Below are 14,569 nucleotides of genomic sequence, written 5' to 3'. Positions count from 1 at the left end.
AGTTCCTGAATAGTCTTAAAGAGGTTTGCTGAGGGCGACGCGGGTAGGCACGGCGCTCGGTGAAGTCAGCGCGGCAGAGGGCGCGGTCTTGGCGAAAAACACCAGGATCGCGGCGAGCACCGACGTGCCGGCCAGGCCATAGAGCCCGCCCTGGATCGAGCCAGTGGTCTGTTCCAGGAAGCCGAAAGTGGTGGGCGCAACGAAGCCGCCCAGGTTGCCGATAGAGTTGATCAACGCGATCACGGCGGCGGCGATACGCACATCCAGGTAGCCCTGGGGAATCGGCCAGAACAGCGACGACGCCGACTTGAAACCGATGGCCGCGAAGCAGATCGCCACAAAGGCGAAGATCGGCCCGCCGGTGGTGGACATGAACATGCCCGCTGCCGCAATCAACAGCGCCGCCGCGACCCAGGCCTGCTGGAACTTGAACTTGCCCGACAGCGAAGCGAAGGCGTACATGGCGATGATCGAGATCAACCAGGGGATGGAGTTGAAGAAACCAACCTGCACATCACTCAGGTCGCCCATCTTCTTGATGATGCTCGGCAGCCAGAACGTCGCCGCGTAGATCGTCAGCTGGATGCAGAAATACAACGCGCAGAACAGCAGGATCTGGCGGTCCCTGAGCAGTTTGCCGAGGGTCGGCTTGACGCTGGTGAGGGCTTCACGGTCGCGCTGTTCCTGGTCGATGGCATTGACCAGCGCATCCTGTTCTTCGCGGGTCATCCATTTGGCGTCGTGGGGTTTGGAGTCCAGCCAGAACCACACAAAGAAGCCAATCACCACCGAAGCCAAGCCTTCAATGGCGAACATCCATTGCCAGCCGTGGAAGCCAAAGCCTTCGATCTGCAACAACACGCCTGACAACGGGCCGGAAATCAGCGACGCAACCGCCGAGCCGCTCAAAAAGATGGCGATGGCTTTACCGCGTTCCACGCCAGGCAGCCAGCGCGTGAAGTAGTAGATCACCCCAGGAAAGAAGCCGGCCTCGGCCACACCCAGCAGGAAGCGCAGGATGTAAAAGTGGGTTTCGTTCTGGATGAACGCCATCAGCGTGGCGACGATGCCCCAGGTGAACATGATGCGGGTCAGCCAGATACGCGCACCGACCTTTTGCAGCAGCATGTTGGAGGGCACTTCGAAGAGGGCATAGCCGATGAAGAACAGTCCGGCGCCGAAGCCATAGGCGGCGGCGCCAATGCCGAGGTCATGCTCCATGTGCGTGCGCACGAAGCCGATATTGACCCGGTCGATGTAGTTGAGGATGAACATGATCACGAACAGTGGCAGCACATGGCGCTTCACTTTGCTCACGGCGCGCGCGAGTACGGGATCACTTTCGGGTACGGCAGATACATGGATTGAATTGGTCACAATTCAAAACTCCCCCTGATTATTTTTATGCGGGTTTGCGTGTCTTGTTGATAGACATCATACAAGTAGGTTTCTTGAGACCGCAATCCAGGGGCGAGTGTTTTTCTTCTTATAATGCGGTGTGTCGGACAGAGGTTTTGGTTATTTGTGCAGCGTTTACTAGGTGTTGTGCTGATTTTTTAACGAGATTCTTCCCGGTGGATGCCGTGAGGGGCGTACTTGTGACAGTGAGCGTTAAGTTTGGTTGTCATACAAGTTGAGGTTTTTTCAATCAACCCAGGTTTGACGCCGGACTGGGTGTTAAGCTCCGCACAGCTCAACCCCGTGGATCTGTTGCAATGCCCATTGAAAGTGGAATCCCCCTGCGTAAACGCTCCACCAACCTGGCCCAGGGCGTGGTCGACGCGCTGACCCAGCGCATCCTGCTCGGCCAGTTGAAACCCGGCGAAAAGCTGCCTTCGGAATCCACCATCGTGGCTGAGCATGGCGTGAGCCGAACCGTGGTGCGCGAAGCGATTTCCAAGTTGCAGGCGTCCGGTCTGGTGGAGACACGTCACGGCATCGGCACCTTTGTGCTGGAACAGCACGCCCAGAAGGGCCTGCGCCTGCATGTGGATACGGTAGCCAGCGTGCGCAACATGCTCGAGCTGCGCCTGGGCCTGGAGGTCCAAGCCGCCGCACTGGCCGCCTTGCGCAGAACCGACGAACAGCTGGCCCACATGCGCCAGGCACTCGACGACTACCAGGCCTCCCTGGCCAACAACGACAGTTGCGTGGAGGAAGACAAACGCTTTCACCAACTGATCGCCGAGGCCACCGGCAATACCTTTTTCACTGAAATCATGCTGCACCTGGGCAATGCGATGATCCCGCGCACCCAAGTGAAGGGCGCTGAACGTGGCGGCGCGGATTTCACCCAGTTGGGCCAGTTGGCCAACCTGGAGCATGAAGCGATCTTCAACGCGATCAAACGCCAGGACCCGGACGCTGCCCGCGCGGCCATGGTGTTGCATCTGACTAACAGCCGAGACCGTTTTTCGGGGGAGCAGGGGCGTTGAACGAACACACTTTATCCCTGCGTCTGGAGCGCGTCGCCGCCAATGTACCGGAGGGCGCGCGCCTGGCCGATATTGGCTCCGATCACGGTTATTTGCCGGTGGCATTGATGCGCCGTGGCCTGATCACGATGGCAGTGGCGGGGGAGGTCGCGACCACGCCCTTCCATGCGGCGCAACGTACCGTGAGCGACAACGGCCTGGAGCGGCAGATCACCGTACGTCTGGCCGATGGTTTGGCGGCCATGAAGCCCGATGACGGCATCACCGCGATCAGTGTGTGCGGCATGGGCGGCGAGACGATTCGCGACATTCTCGAAAGCGGTAAGCGGCACCTGAGCGGCCAAGAGCGATTGATCCTGCAACCCAACGGCGGTGAGCAACCGTTGCGCCAATGGCTGATGGACAACGGTTACTCGATCCTTCGAGAAGAGCTGCTGCGCGAAAACCGCTTTTACTACGAGATCATCGTCGCAGAGCGCGCCGGGCCAGTGGCTTACACCGCTGAGCAGCTGTACTTCGGGCCGCTGCAACTGCAGGCACACAGCCCGGTGTTCATTGCCAAATGGCAACGTATGTTGCACCAAAAGCGAAAGACCCTGGCCAGCCTGGAGCATGCACGACAGACAGTGCCGGAGGAGAAGGTGCAGGACATTGCTCGGCAGCTCGGGTGGATTACTCAGTTGTTGGCTGAACCTCAACCGTAGGCGCGTCACGGCGCAATCGACCGGCATCCTTGGCCGGCGGCAAACCAAACATGCGTACATAGTCACGGCTGAACTGCGAAGGGCTTTCATAGCCCACGCGAAAACCAGCACCGGCGGCGTCCACCGCCTCGGCGACCATTAATCGTCGGGCTTCCTGCAAGCGCAATTGGCTGCGAAATTCCAGCGGGCTCATGGAGGTGACCGCCTTGAAGTGAGCGTGGAAGGTGGAGCGGCTCATGCCCGCGATATCTGCGATGGCATCGATCCGGCAGGGTTCGTCGTAATGCTGCCGTAGCCACGCGATGGCTTTGGCGATCTGGTTGAGCCGGCTGTCGGCCTTGGCCATCTGCCGCACCGCGCCATGGCCGCTGCCGGTGAGCAATCGATAAAGCACCTCGCGAATCGTCAGCGGTGCAAGTTCTTGAATGTCTCTGGGTGCATCCAGCATTTTGGCGAGGCGCACAGCCGCGTCCAGCAGTTCAGGCGTGGTGGCGTTGAGCTCGATGCCTGCGGTGGGCAGCGCGGGTTCATGCTCCGCCGCCGGGTGCCGCAGCGCCAGATCCGTCAACGCCGCCATGTCGAGGTCGAGTACCAGGCACAGATAAGGCGCGGCCTCGCTGGCCTCGATCACCGAACCCATCACGGGAATATCCACAGAGGCCACCAGGTAAGTGGCCGCGTCATACACGTAGGAGGTTGCGCCCGCGACCACCTGTTTGCGGCCCTGAACAATCAGGCACAGCGTCGGCGCGTAGACAACCGGCATAGGCAACGTGGGCGTGCCCGAACGTACCAGGCTTACGCCGTCAATCGGTGTGGCGTGGGTGCCGTCGCTCGGTGCGTGCCGGCTGATCAGCTCGATTAACTGTTGCAACGCATCCATGAGGGCTCCGGAGACAGGCGGATGAGCATAGCGCCCCGGACAATCGTGCAAGAACACGGGACGATCCTGTTACAGGCGGCGAGCCGGTGGGGGGCAGACTTGTCTTCACCGGCTTAACGCCATCGCTGACAGGAGTTCATCATGCCCACTCTCAACGCACTCGACCACTACCGCCTGCTCGGACGATCCGGTATGCGTGTTTCGCCGCTCGCCCTCGGCACCATGACGTTCGGCGCCGACTGGGGGTGGGGCGCGGATGAAAGCGAAGCACGCCAGATCTTTGATACCTACGTCGACCAAGGCGGCAACCTGATCGACACCGCCGTCAACTACACCAACGGGGCTTCGGAGCGCATCCTTGGCCAATTCCTCAAGGCCAAGCGTGATCGCCTGGTCGTCTCGACCAAATACACCATGGCCCGCGAGCCGGGCGACCCCAATTCCGGCGGTAACCATCGCATGAACCTGATGCGCTCGGTGGAGACCAGTTTGCGCCAGCTCGACACCGACCGCATTGAGTTGCTGTACCTGCATGCCTGGGATTTCACCACGGGCGTCGAAGAGGTCATGCGCGGGTTGGATGACTTGGTGCGCAGCGGCAAAGTGTTGTACTTGGGTATCTGCAATACCCCGGCGTGGAAAGTGGCCCAGCTACAAACCCTTGCCGAGCTGCGCGGCTGGTCGCCGTTGGTGGCACTGCAAATCGAATACAGCCTGGTCGAACGTAGCGTCGAACATGAACTGATCCCGATGGCCGCCGAAATGGGCCTTGGCGTGTTGCCCTGGTCACCGCTCGGCGGCGGAATCCTGACCGGCAAATACAGCCGCGACGATTTGAGCCAGGCCAGTGAGGCGAACGTGTCGGCAACGCGCAAGGGCGTGATCAGTTCATCGGGGCATATGAATGCTCGCTCACTGGAGATTGCCAGTGCGGTCACCGCCATCGCGGCCGAAACCGGCGCCACACCGTCCCAGGTCGCGCTCGCCTGGACGCTGTGCAACCCGGCCGTTGTTGCACCTGTGATGGGCGCCAGAACCTTGGCCCAGGCCCAGGATAACCTGGGGGCGCTGAGCATTGAGCTGGACGCTGAACATATCGCCAGACTCGATCGGGTCAGTGCGCCCGAGCCGATCTTTCCGGAGCGTTTCGTTGCCCGGCCGATGGTGCAGCAATTGATTTTCGGCGGTGCTCGGCTTCAGCCCCAGAAGGCGTACCTGAAATGAAACGATCAATCTTTCAACACGTGGTCTTGGTCATCCTGCTCGGCATGGGGTCGTGTTCGGCTCATGCCAATACGCAAGTCGAGGACCGCAACAAGCAGCGCGTGACTGAAGCCTTCGAGCGTTGGCGCGGCGGTGGCACCACTTTTTTCAGCGACATACTGACGCCGAATGTCATCTGGACGATCAAGGGTTCAGGCCCTAGTGCGGGGGTTTATCGAGGCGTCGATGCGTTTGTCGACGGCGCAGTAAAGCCGTTCGTGTCGCGCCTATCCCGCCCGGTCAGGCCTGTGAGCCAGCAGGTCTGGGCTGACGGTGATCACGTGATTATTCAGTGGGAGGGCGCAGGTGTTGCGCGTGACGGTCAGGCCTACCGCAACAGTTATGCCTGGATCTTTCATATGCGCGATGGCAAAGCCTTCGAGGTGACCGCCTTTCTGGACTTGACCCCTTATGACGATGTGTTGCGGCGTATCCCGGAGTGACAGGGTGATTGCTGACAGCGGTCAGTCGTGCATGCTCCAATGGCCGACTTACGACTGATCACCCAGGTAACACGCAATGGCAGATGCTACTGACTCCACCTTCTACGACCGCGCCGACGCGCACATCGAATTGTCGAACGAGCAACTTCAGGCTCACGAAAACCTCGGCCAGGTCAGCGCCTCGATGATGTTCGGCACCACGCGCTTCAATGCCTGGGCCAGCGCGCGCAACTTCAAGTCCGGCGCGGAAATGGCCGAGGCGCGGGAGGCGATGTTGAAGTACTTCTGTGACCAGTACCGGATGATGCTTGAAGATAATCTGGATGATCACATCAATCATTTCGACCGATACATGGGCGTGAAACAGCCGGAGTGAGCATCGAGATGTGGGCGCTGGCTGGCCTGCGATGGCGGTGGGCCAGTTGCACTTAAGTGTCTGCTGCACCGCTTTTGCAGGCAAGCCAGCTCCCACACTGGATGTGCGTGGTTTTTGAGATGTGCGCCATTAGTTACAGGGGGGGGCGCTGCGATGAGTGTTTTTGCCCCATTTTTGGGCGATTTACGTTAATTGTTGGGTGCGAACCCGTCTATTCTCTGGCTTCATCCAGCGGCCCATATCTTGCTAGAGCCTTCCCAATCAATGACATGGCATTTTGCCGTTAGTTATTTCAAGGCTTCACCCCGCGGTGCACCGCGTGGGTCGTTTTTGGGGAGTGGTTGGACATGCACAGCCTTTTATCACCGGGTATCCGCCTGTTGGGGCGATTCGGCTTTGCGCGTAAATTCCAGATTCTGTTTTTCCTGTTCATGCTGCCCCTGGCGGGTAGCCTGTGGATGATCGGCTCGGACTATCGTGACAAATTAACCGTGATTTCCAGCGAGCAGTCCGGCGTACGGCAATTGTTGGCCCTGGACGCGCTGGATGGCCAGTTGACGGCCCAGCGTAATCTGGCCGCACGCTGGAAAGCGGCGGATATCCTGCACGCCCCGACGCCGGCGGCGAAGGCGGCGATGGACAAGGTCGATGCCAATTTCCCGCTGATCCAGCAAAGCCTGCAAGCCTTGGGCGACGCGCTCAACGCCCAGCACGCCAGCGCCGACATCCTGACCCGCTTTGAAGCCCTGCAGGCCACGGTCAAGGGCATGGACTCTCAATCCCTGCGCACGGTGGGCTGGTGGCCGGACGGTTATGACCGTTTCACCTCGGCGCTCACCGCCATGCAAACCCTGCGCGAGCAGATCACCCTGGATGCTGGCCTGATCCTCGACCCGTGGCTGGAAACCTACCTGCTGATGCAGATTTCGACCCAACACACCCCTGACCTGATCGAGCGTATCGGGCGCATGGCCAGTGTCGGCCAGTCGTCTATCGCGTCGGGGCAGTTCACGTTGCAAAGCCGCTTGCAGATGCGTGACCTGCGCGGTCGGATCGGCGACGCGCGGGACCAGTTGGTCAAGGCGGCGGCCTCGCTCAAGGCCAAGCAATACGCCGGTCTTGAACCCTGGACCGCGCAGTACGACGACAGCCTGCAACGGCTGGACAACGAACTCAAGGTGCTCGACGACGGCGTCTTCGGCGGCACCATCAAGCTCGACACCGCAGGCTTCGAACGCAGTGTCGACGCGATGCTCGACAGCCTCGGCGCGCTGCGTAACCAGTCGCTCCATTCGCTGGACGCGCGCCTGGCTTACTACCGTGATCGTTCGCTGCAGAAATTCATTCCCGTCGCCGCGACGTTCAGCCTGCTGGCCTTGGCCGCGCTTTACCTGTTCATATGCCTGCAAGCCTCGATTCGCCGCAGTGCCAGTGGCATCACCACGCTGGCCGAGTCCCTGCGCGACGGCAACCTGTGCGTCGAGGTGGCGGTGGAAGGGCGTGACGAACTTGCGGCCATCAGCACCGCGCTCAACGTCGCGGTGGTGCAACTGCGCACCAGCCTGCTGGGGGTCAACCACGAGACGCAGCAACTCGGCTCGGCGGTGCTCACCCTCAATTCGCAATCGGGCAGCACCCTGACCGAAGTCGAAGACCAGCAACTGCAAATCAGCCAGATCGCCGCCGCCGCGACCCAGTTGGCGGCCACCTCCCTGGGCGTCGCCAAAAGCTGCGAACAGGCCTCGGGCAGTGCCCAGCAAACCCGGCGTATTGCCGAAGACAGCAGCCGTGACAGCCAGCGCACCACCGCCAGCATCCAGCAACTCAACCTGCGCCTGACCGACACCGCCGATGCGCTGGAGCAGGTCAGCCAGCAGGGCCAGCAGATTCAGTCGGTGGTCGACACCATCCGTGGCATTGCCGAGCAGACCAACCTGCTGGCGCTCAACGCCGCGATCGAAGCCGCCCGCGCCGGTGAGCAGGGCCGGGGGTTTGCCGTGGTGGCCGATGAAGTGCGCAGCTTGTCGCAACGCACCCAGGCGTCTACGGCGCAGATCGCCGGCACGGTCGACAGCCTGCGCGCCACGGTCAGCCAGGCGGTCACGTTGATGGGCGCCGCGTGTGAACAGGCACTGACGGATGCTGAATCCGTCACCGGGCTGGGCACACGTTTGGGCGAGATTGCCGGTGCGGTGCAACACGTCACCGACACCCTGGCGCAAATCGCCACCGCCGTAGAGGAACAAGCGGCGACGGCAGATGAAGTGAGCGGCAATATCCAGCAAGTGGACCAGGCGGCCGGGCGTTTGCTCGACGGCGCGCGGGCAGTGAACCGGGCGGCCGACACCTTGAGCAAAGGCAGCCAGGCATTGAGCGACAACACCGCGCGGTTTCGCCTGGGCTGAGCAGGTTTTTGTGGTGACCAGGCTTCCAGTGGTGAGCGGGCTCGATGTGGTGAGCGGGCTTGGTGTGGTGAGCGGGCTTGCCCCGCGCTGGGCTGCGCAGCAGCCCTAAATTCTGGCGACTCGGTTTAACTGACGATGCGCGGTGTTATTAATGGGGCCGCTTCGCAGCCCAGCGCGGGGCAAGCCCGCTCACCACAGGAACCTTCGGCTTCTACAGGGCTCACTTACTAGGTCGCCCTGTTTCGTCGCCGAAAGGACTCCGCATGACTTCAGCCCCGCCAACGACCCTCCCGCACGGCCCCGTCACCCGCGAACTCAGCCTGCGCGCCGTCATCACTGGCAGTGTCCTCGGCATCCTGCTCACGCCGTCCAATGTCTACGCCGGGTTGAAAATCGGTTGGTCGTTCAACATGTCGATCATCGCGCTGTTGATCGGCTACGCCATCTTTCAAGGAGTGGCCAAGCGTTCCACCGACCACCTGCCGTGGACCTTGCATGAAAGCAACATCAACCAGACCGTCGCCTCGGCCGCTGCTTCAATCATTTCCGGCGGACTGGTAGCGCCGATCCCGGCCTATACCTTGCTGACGGGCAACCAGTTGGACGCTATCCCCATGATTGCCTGGGTGTTCTCGGTGAGTTTCCTGGGCATCTGGATCGCCTGGTATCTACGGCCCTCGTTGCTGAATGACAAGGCGCTGAAATTCCCCGAGGGTATGGCCACCCTGGAAACCTTGCTGCACATCTACAACCATGGGCGCGAAGCCGCGACGCGCTTGAAGGTGCTGCTCAGCGCCGCGTTGCTCTCCGGGCTGGTCAAGTGGGTCGATACTTTTATGTGGGCCTTCCCGCGCTGGTCGCCCAGCGCTCAGTTGGAGCGCCTGACCTTCACCGCCGACCCTTCGCTGTTGCTGGTGGGCTTCGGCGGTATCATCGGCATTCGTGTGGGCCTGACCCTGCTGCTCGGCGCCTTGCTCGCGTGGGGCGGCCTGGGCCCCTGGTTGTTGGCGCAACACCTGGTGACCTTGCCTGCGGGCAGCAGCGGCCCGCAGTTCGCCGCGTTGGTGGAGTGGTTGCTGTGGCCGGGCGTGAGCTTGATGGTGTGTTCCACCTTGGCCTCGCTGGCGATTCGTTTGTGGGCGTTGTACCGATCAACGCACTCCGACGGCGAATCGACCTGGACGGTGCCCAAGCCGGGGCCGGCCGCCGGTTTTGTGCTGGCGATTGTGCTGGTGGTGAGTCTGCAGGCGCTGCTGTTCGGCATTAATCTCGGCATGGCGTTGCTCACCATCCCATTGGCGATCTGCCTCGCCGCCGTCGCCGCGCGCGTGGTGGGCGCCACCGGCATTCCGCCCATCGGCGCCATCGGGCAGCTGTCCCAATTGAGCTTTGGCATCGTCGCGCCAGGGCAGGTGCCGATCAACCTGATGAGCGCCAACACCGCCGGCGGCTCGGCTGGGCAATGCACCGACCTGATGAATGACTTCAAAGTGGGCAAGGCCATTGGCGCCACGCCCCACAAGCAAGTGATCGCGCAGATCCTGGGGATTTTCATCGGCAGCATCGTTGGCGTATTTGCCTACCTGGCACTGATCCCCGACCCGCAATCCATGCTGCTCACCGAAGAGTGGCCGGCACCGGCAGTCGCCACCTGGAAAGCCGTGGCGCAAACCTTGACCCATGGGCTCGATTCGCTGTCGACCAGCATTCGCTGGGCAATCGCCATTGGCGGCCTGGTCGGCGTGCTGCTGGGCATCCTCGACAGCACCTTGCCCGCCCATCGCGCTCGTTACTTGCCGAGTGCCGCGGCCTTGGGCCTGGCCTTTGTACTGCCGGCCTCGGTGTCGCTGATGATGGCGTTGGGCGCGATCCTCACCTGGCTGGTGAGCTGCCGCTGGCCGAGCCTGACCGAACGCTTCGCGATAACTGCCGCCGCCGGGTTGATCGCAGGAGAAAGCATCACGGGCGTGGGGGCGTCGTTGTGGTCGATGGTGGGGAGTGGGTGAAGCGTGGCTCGGCAATGGCCGAGCCTGTCGATGACCGCTAGGCGATTTTTACGTTCATGGTGATCTTCGCCGTGAACACCTTCACTTCGCCTTCATCGAAGATATCCACCGGTACGATCTTGTCCCCCGCGGTTGACCAATCAATGCCACTGCCGTCCGCCACCGCGCGGATATTCGACTTGGCCTTTGCCAGGTACTCCACGGTCATGCCTTTGGGAATCCATCTGGCACCGGGCGGGATCGACACGTCGGTCATCGTCCCACCTGCCAGCTCGGCCGCGTTGCACAAGGCGATGGCGTGCACGGAGGCGAGGTGGTTGGTGATTTCCTTGCGAAACGGCACGTTCACCACGGCATGCCCTGGGCGCAGTTCGGCGATTTCAGGGTTGATGGTGCTGAAGTAGGGCGCCACCTGGCAGGCCATTTGACTGAACGCTGCAGGGCCTACGCTGTTGAACATGCTGAGAAACTGACTCATGGATTATCCTCCTGATGGGTTTACAGAATAAAATTCTGTAACAGAACAATATTCTGTTAATTCCAGGGGTGTCAAGCCATGCCTTCTCTAGCGACTGCTGTACCTTTAAACTCCGCACATTTGGCGAGCCACTCCATGCACGCACCTGATCTGATCGAGCGCACCTTTGCGGGCAAGCGCAGCGACCTCAAACGCAGCATCCTGCGCGAGGCCCTGGCCAGCTTTAACGAGGTCGGTATCGAAGCCACCAATATCGAAACCATCCGCGCGCGGTGCGAGACCAGCGTCGGCGCCATCTACCATCATTTCGGCAATAAGGAAGGCATTGTCGCCGCGCTGTTTTTTGCCGCGCTGGAGGACCAGGCGACCTTGCGAGATCGCTACCTGCAGCAGGCGCAAACGGCGCAGGCAGGCGTGGAGGCGCTGGTGCGCAGTTACGTGGAATGGGTTGACGCGCAACCTGAATGGGCGCGCTTCATGTTCCAAAGCCGCTTCGCCGTGGCCAACGGCCCGCACAAGGATGAACTGCTCACCCGTAACAAACAGCGCAACCGGCAATTGACCGAGTGGATGAGCGACGAAGGCCGTCGCGAGGCGTTCAGTCATATCCCTGCCGAGCTTTTACTGTCGCTCATCATCGGTTCGGCCGAAAGCTACGCCCGGGCGTGGCTGTCCGGGCGGGTCAAGAAAAGCCCGAAGGACTATGCGCAGTTGCTGGCACAGGCGGCGTGGGCGTCGATCAACGCGGCAGATATTTAATTGTTGGCACTCCCCGGCACTGGCGTAGTCTCTTTCCAAGACACCCCCCAGGCCCTTCGGAGTACAGCATGATCATCGTCCACCACCTCAACAACTCACGCTCGCAACGCATCCTGTGGCTGCTCGAAGAACTCGGCCTGCCCTACGAAATCAAGCGCTACCAGCGCGACCCCAAGACCAATCTCGCACCGCCCGAGCTCAAGGCCATTCACCCACTGGGCAAATCCCCGGTAATCGAAGACGGCGGCCAAGTGCTGATCGAATCCGCCGCCATCATCGACTACCTGATCCGCCGCCACGGCCACGGGCGCCTGCAACCGGACCCTGCCAGCGCCACCTATGACAAGTACGTGCAATGGCTGCACTTCGCCGAAGGCTCGGCCATGTTGCCGTTGATGCTCAACCTCTACGTCGGCCGCCTCGGTGATGCCGGTGCGCCGTTGCACCCGCGCATCGAATCGGAAGTGGCCAACTACCTCGGTTACCTGAACGACGTGCTGGGGCAGGCGCCGTACCTGGTGGGCGATGAGCTGAGTGGCGCGGATATCCAGATGAGCTTTATCGGCGAAATCGCCAAGGCCCAGGGCAAGCTGCAGGCCTACCCGAACCTGGCGGCCTGGGTGGCAAACTTCCAGGCGCGGCCTGCGTATCGCAAGGCGGTGGAGCAGGGTGGGGAGTATGCGTTTGCCAAGTGATGTGAACTAAGCGAGGCGGGCCCGGTTGATCATCCACGTGGCCCGCCTCTGATTTCATTCAGGTGAGCAGCGTGACCGCCCCGGTCAGCAACGACACCCCGATCATCAACAGCGAGAGCAAAACCGCCCACTTGATCGTGCTCTTCTGAAAGTCCCCCAGGTCCCGGTCGATCATGCCGACCAGCAACAAGGTCGACGCCACCAGCGGGCTGATCTGATGCACGGGCTGGCCGAGCACCGATGCGCGGGCGATGTCCATCGGGCTGATGCCATACGCCGCCGCGGCGTTGGCCAGGATCGGCACCACGCCAAAGTAATAAGCGTCGTTGGATAGCAAAAACGTCAGCGGCATGCTGGTGATCGCCACCACCAGGGGGAACAGGTGCCCCCAGGACGGCGGGATGGCATGGACCAGCAATTGGGCAATCGCGTCAACCATCTTGGTGCCGGAAAAGATCCCCGCAAATACCCCGGCTGCAAACACCAACAGCACCACGACCATGGCATTCCCTGCATGGGCGAGCATCCGTTCTTTCTGCAGGTTCAGGCGCGGGTAGTTCATCACCAGCGCCACCATGAAGCCCAGCAGAAAACTGATCACCGAATTCAGCAGACCGGTGACCAGGCACACCATCACGATCAATACGAGGATCAGGTTGGGCACCACCATCCGTGGTTTTTTATGTTCTCCCTGGCCGATGATCGATTCGATGTAGCAATCATCGCCGCCACTGGCCAGGTTCACCACGCCCAGGCGCCTGCGCTCTCGCCGCCCCAGCAGGAATGCGGTATAGAGCACACCGAGCGCACCCACTGCCATGGTCGGTAGCAAGGGGATGAAGTACTCGGCGGCATCCAGCCCGAGTACGGCGATCACGCGTGTGGCCGGGCCACCCCAGGGGGTCATACCGCCCATGACGCTGAGCGACAACACGCACAGGCTCGCCAGGATCATCGGGTTCATGCCGATCCGCTTGTACAGCGGCAGCATCGCCGCGCAGGTGATCATGTAGGTGGTGGTGCCGTCGCCATCCAGGGCGGTGGTCAGCGACAGGATCGCGGTGCCCATGGCGATCTTGACCGGGTCACCGTTTACCACCCTGAGGATCAGCTTGATCATGGGGTCGAACAAGCCGGCGTCAAACAGCACGCCAAAAAACAGAATCGCGAACAGCAACAAGGCAGCCGATGGCGCGACCATCTTGATGCCATCGAGCATCATTTTGTCAGTGGTGAGCGCGAAGCCTGCCAGGATCGAAAAGATCACTGGCACCACGACCAACGCCACAATCGGCGAAAGCCGCTTCGCCATGATCAGGTAGGTAAACACCACGACCATCAATAAGCCGAGAAATGCCAACATGTCAGGTACTCTTGTTTTTATTGGGGACGTCGCAGGCGCTGTCAGTGGGCGACGGTGGCACCCACGATGCCGTGGCGCTCGAGGGCTTCGGCGACGAAGCCGCTAGCCTTGGCCCGCTCGACGAATTGGTGCAGCACGTCAGCGGCTTCCTTGCCATACGCACGGGGAACGCCCATGGCCTGGCGGATCTGCATGAAGCGCCCCGGCAGCAAGCGCAGCCCGGGGAACCGCGCGGCATCGAACTCCAACTGCTGCTTCACGCCCGCCGCCAGATTGGCGCCACTGGCCAGGAAAGTCTCGACGACGGTAGGCGAGGTGGGTGAGCGAACAATCGTGGCGTGCTTGAGCTCGCGGGTCAGGTACAAGTCATAGGCGCTGCCTTTGCCCACCACCAGTTCAATCCCCGGCATGTCGACTTGGGCATTGTCGTCCAGGGGTGAGTCCTCCCGGACCAGGTAGCAGCCTTCGATCAACACGTAGGGCTTGGTAAAGGCCAGTTGCTCGTCCCGCGCCGGGTCAATGGCGAAGAAGCCGAAATCGGCACGGCCTGCGCAAACCGCCGCAACCGATTCGCCGGCACTCTTGAACACGCACAGCTGCAGTGTCAGCCCGAGCTCGGCGGCGAAGGCGTGGGCCAGGTCCACCGATACGCCAGCCGCCTGGCCGACGTCATCCAGACGCGCGAGGATGGGGTTGCCCACATTGATCGAGGCGCGGAGCACGCCGGTGGGCGCCAGTAGGCGAGGGGATCGGCTCATC

General features: G+C 61.5%; 14 protein-coding genes. 9 read left to right on the top strand and 5 right to left on the bottom strand.

The genetic code is table 11. The features are described 5' to 3' along the window. Nucleotides 1–15: 15 nt before the first annotated feature. Nucleotides 16–1,377: an MFS transporter gene (locus KUA23_RS20745; RefSeq protein WP_252992771.1), complete on the bottom strand. Its 1,362-nt coding sequence runs from the start codon at nucleotides 1,375–1,377 to the stop codon at nucleotides 16–18. 338 nt (nucleotides 1,378–1,715) lie between these two features. Here KUA23_RS20745 and KUA23_RS20740 point away from each other — a divergent pair, with 338 nt between their 5' ends. Both KUA23_RS20740 and KUA23_RS20735 read left to right on the top strand, forming a co-directional pair. Further along, nucleotides 1,716–2,435: a FadR/GntR family transcriptional regulator gene (locus KUA23_RS20740; protein WP_252992770.1), complete on the top strand. Its 720-nt coding sequence runs from the start codon at nucleotides 1,716–1,718 to the stop codon at nucleotides 2,433–2,435. Continuing rightward, entirely contained in the window at nucleotides 2,432–3,139 is a 708-nt protein-coding gene (locus KUA23_RS20735) for a tRNA (adenine(22)-N(1))-methyltransferase (RefSeq protein ID WP_100490141.1), read from the top strand. The genes KUA23_RS20740 and KUA23_RS20735 overlap by 4 nt, the downstream gene beginning before the upstream one ends. Here the strand turns inward: KUA23_RS20735 and KUA23_RS20730 are convergent. After that, nucleotides 3,108–4,022: an AraC family transcriptional regulator gene (locus KUA23_RS20730; protein ID WP_252992769.1), complete on the bottom strand. Its 915-nt coding sequence runs from the start codon at nucleotides 4,020–4,022 to the stop codon at nucleotides 3,108–3,110. The genes KUA23_RS20735 and KUA23_RS20730 overlap by 32 nt on opposite strands. A gap of 141 nt (nucleotides 4,023–4,163) precedes the next feature. Between KUA23_RS20730 and KUA23_RS20725 the strand changes: the two genes are divergently transcribed. From KUA23_RS20725 to KUA23_RS20705, 5 genes are all read left to right on the top strand, one after another. After that, nucleotides 4,164–5,246: an aldo/keto reductase gene (locus tag KUA23_RS20725; protein WP_078049470.1), complete on the top strand. Its 1,083-nt coding sequence runs from the start codon at nucleotides 4,164–4,166 to the stop codon at nucleotides 5,244–5,246. Next, complete coding sequence (locus KUA23_RS20720) at nucleotides 5,243–5,728, top strand: nuclear transport factor 2 family protein (protein ID WP_078049469.1); 486 nt, start codon at nucleotides 5,243–5,245, stop codon at nucleotides 5,726–5,728. The genes KUA23_RS20725 and KUA23_RS20720 overlap by 4 nt, the downstream gene beginning before the upstream one ends. A 76-nt stretch (nucleotides 5,729–5,804) precedes the next feature. Continuing rightward, complete coding sequence (locus KUA23_RS20715) at nucleotides 5,805–6,104, top strand: DUF3144 domain-containing protein (protein WP_078049468.1); 300 nt, start codon at nucleotides 5,805–5,807, stop codon at nucleotides 6,102–6,104. A gap of 347 nt (nucleotides 6,105–6,451) precedes the next feature. After that, nucleotides 6,452–8,509 carry a methyl-accepting chemotaxis protein gene (locus KUA23_RS20710; protein ID WP_214497920.1) on the top strand — a complete coding sequence of 686 codons (2,058 nt, stop codon included), beginning with the start codon at nucleotides 6,452–6,454 and terminating at the stop codon, nucleotides 8,507–8,509. Between the two features lie 263 nt (nucleotides 8,510–8,772). Beyond that, nucleotides 8,773–10,515 carry an OPT family oligopeptide transporter gene (locus tag KUA23_RS20705; protein ID WP_252992768.1) on the top strand — a complete coding sequence of 581 codons (1,743 nt, stop codon included), beginning with the start codon at nucleotides 8,773–8,775 and terminating at the stop codon, nucleotides 10,513–10,515. Between the two features lie 37 nt (nucleotides 10,516–10,552). Here KUA23_RS20705 and KUA23_RS20700 read toward each other — a convergent pair whose 3' ends face one another. Next, nucleotides 10,553–10,993 carry a hotdog fold domain-containing protein gene (locus KUA23_RS20700; protein WP_078049465.1) on the bottom strand — a complete coding sequence of 147 codons (441 nt, stop codon included), beginning with the start codon at nucleotides 10,991–10,993 and terminating at the stop codon, nucleotides 10,553–10,555. Nucleotides 10,994–11,128: 135 nt separating this feature from the next. Here KUA23_RS20700 and KUA23_RS20695 point away from each other — a divergent pair, with 135 nt between their 5' ends. Then, nucleotides 11,129–11,752, top strand: a complete 624-nt coding sequence (locus KUA23_RS20695) for a TetR/AcrR family transcriptional regulator (protein ID WP_252992767.1) — start codon at nucleotides 11,129–11,131, stop codon at nucleotides 11,750–11,752. A gap of 68 nt (nucleotides 11,753–11,820) precedes the next feature. Then, nucleotides 11,821–12,447 (top strand): glutathione S-transferase family protein, encoded by a 627-nt coding sequence (locus KUA23_RS20690; protein WP_099492340.1) that lies wholly within the window; start codon nucleotides 11,821–11,823, stop codon nucleotides 12,445–12,447. Nucleotides 12,448–12,505: 58 nt separating this feature from the next. Here the strand turns inward: KUA23_RS20690 and KUA23_RS20685 are convergent, their stop codons facing one another. Together KUA23_RS20685 and KUA23_RS20680 are read right to left on the bottom strand one after the other, a co-directional pair. Further along, nucleotides 12,506–13,810, bottom strand: coding sequence for a CitMHS family transporter (locus KUA23_RS20685; RefSeq protein ID WP_214497915.1), 1,305 nt, complete (start codon nucleotides 13,808–13,810; stop codon nucleotides 12,506–12,508). Between the two features lie 41 nt (nucleotides 13,811–13,851). After that, nucleotides 13,852–14,568, bottom strand: a complete 717-nt coding sequence (locus KUA23_RS20680; RefSeq protein WP_252992766.1) for an ABC transporter substrate-binding protein — start codon at nucleotides 14,566–14,568, stop codon at nucleotides 13,852–13,854. Nucleotide 14,569: the final 1 nt, after the last annotated feature.

The sequence above is a fragment of the Pseudomonas pergaminensis genome (assembly GCF_024112395.2).
GTDB classification, from domain to species: Bacteria; Pseudomonadota; Gammaproteobacteria; order Pseudomonadales; family Pseudomonadaceae; genus Aquipseudomonas; species Aquipseudomonas pergaminensis.
This window is presented reverse-complemented; position numbering and strand designations above follow the sequence as displayed.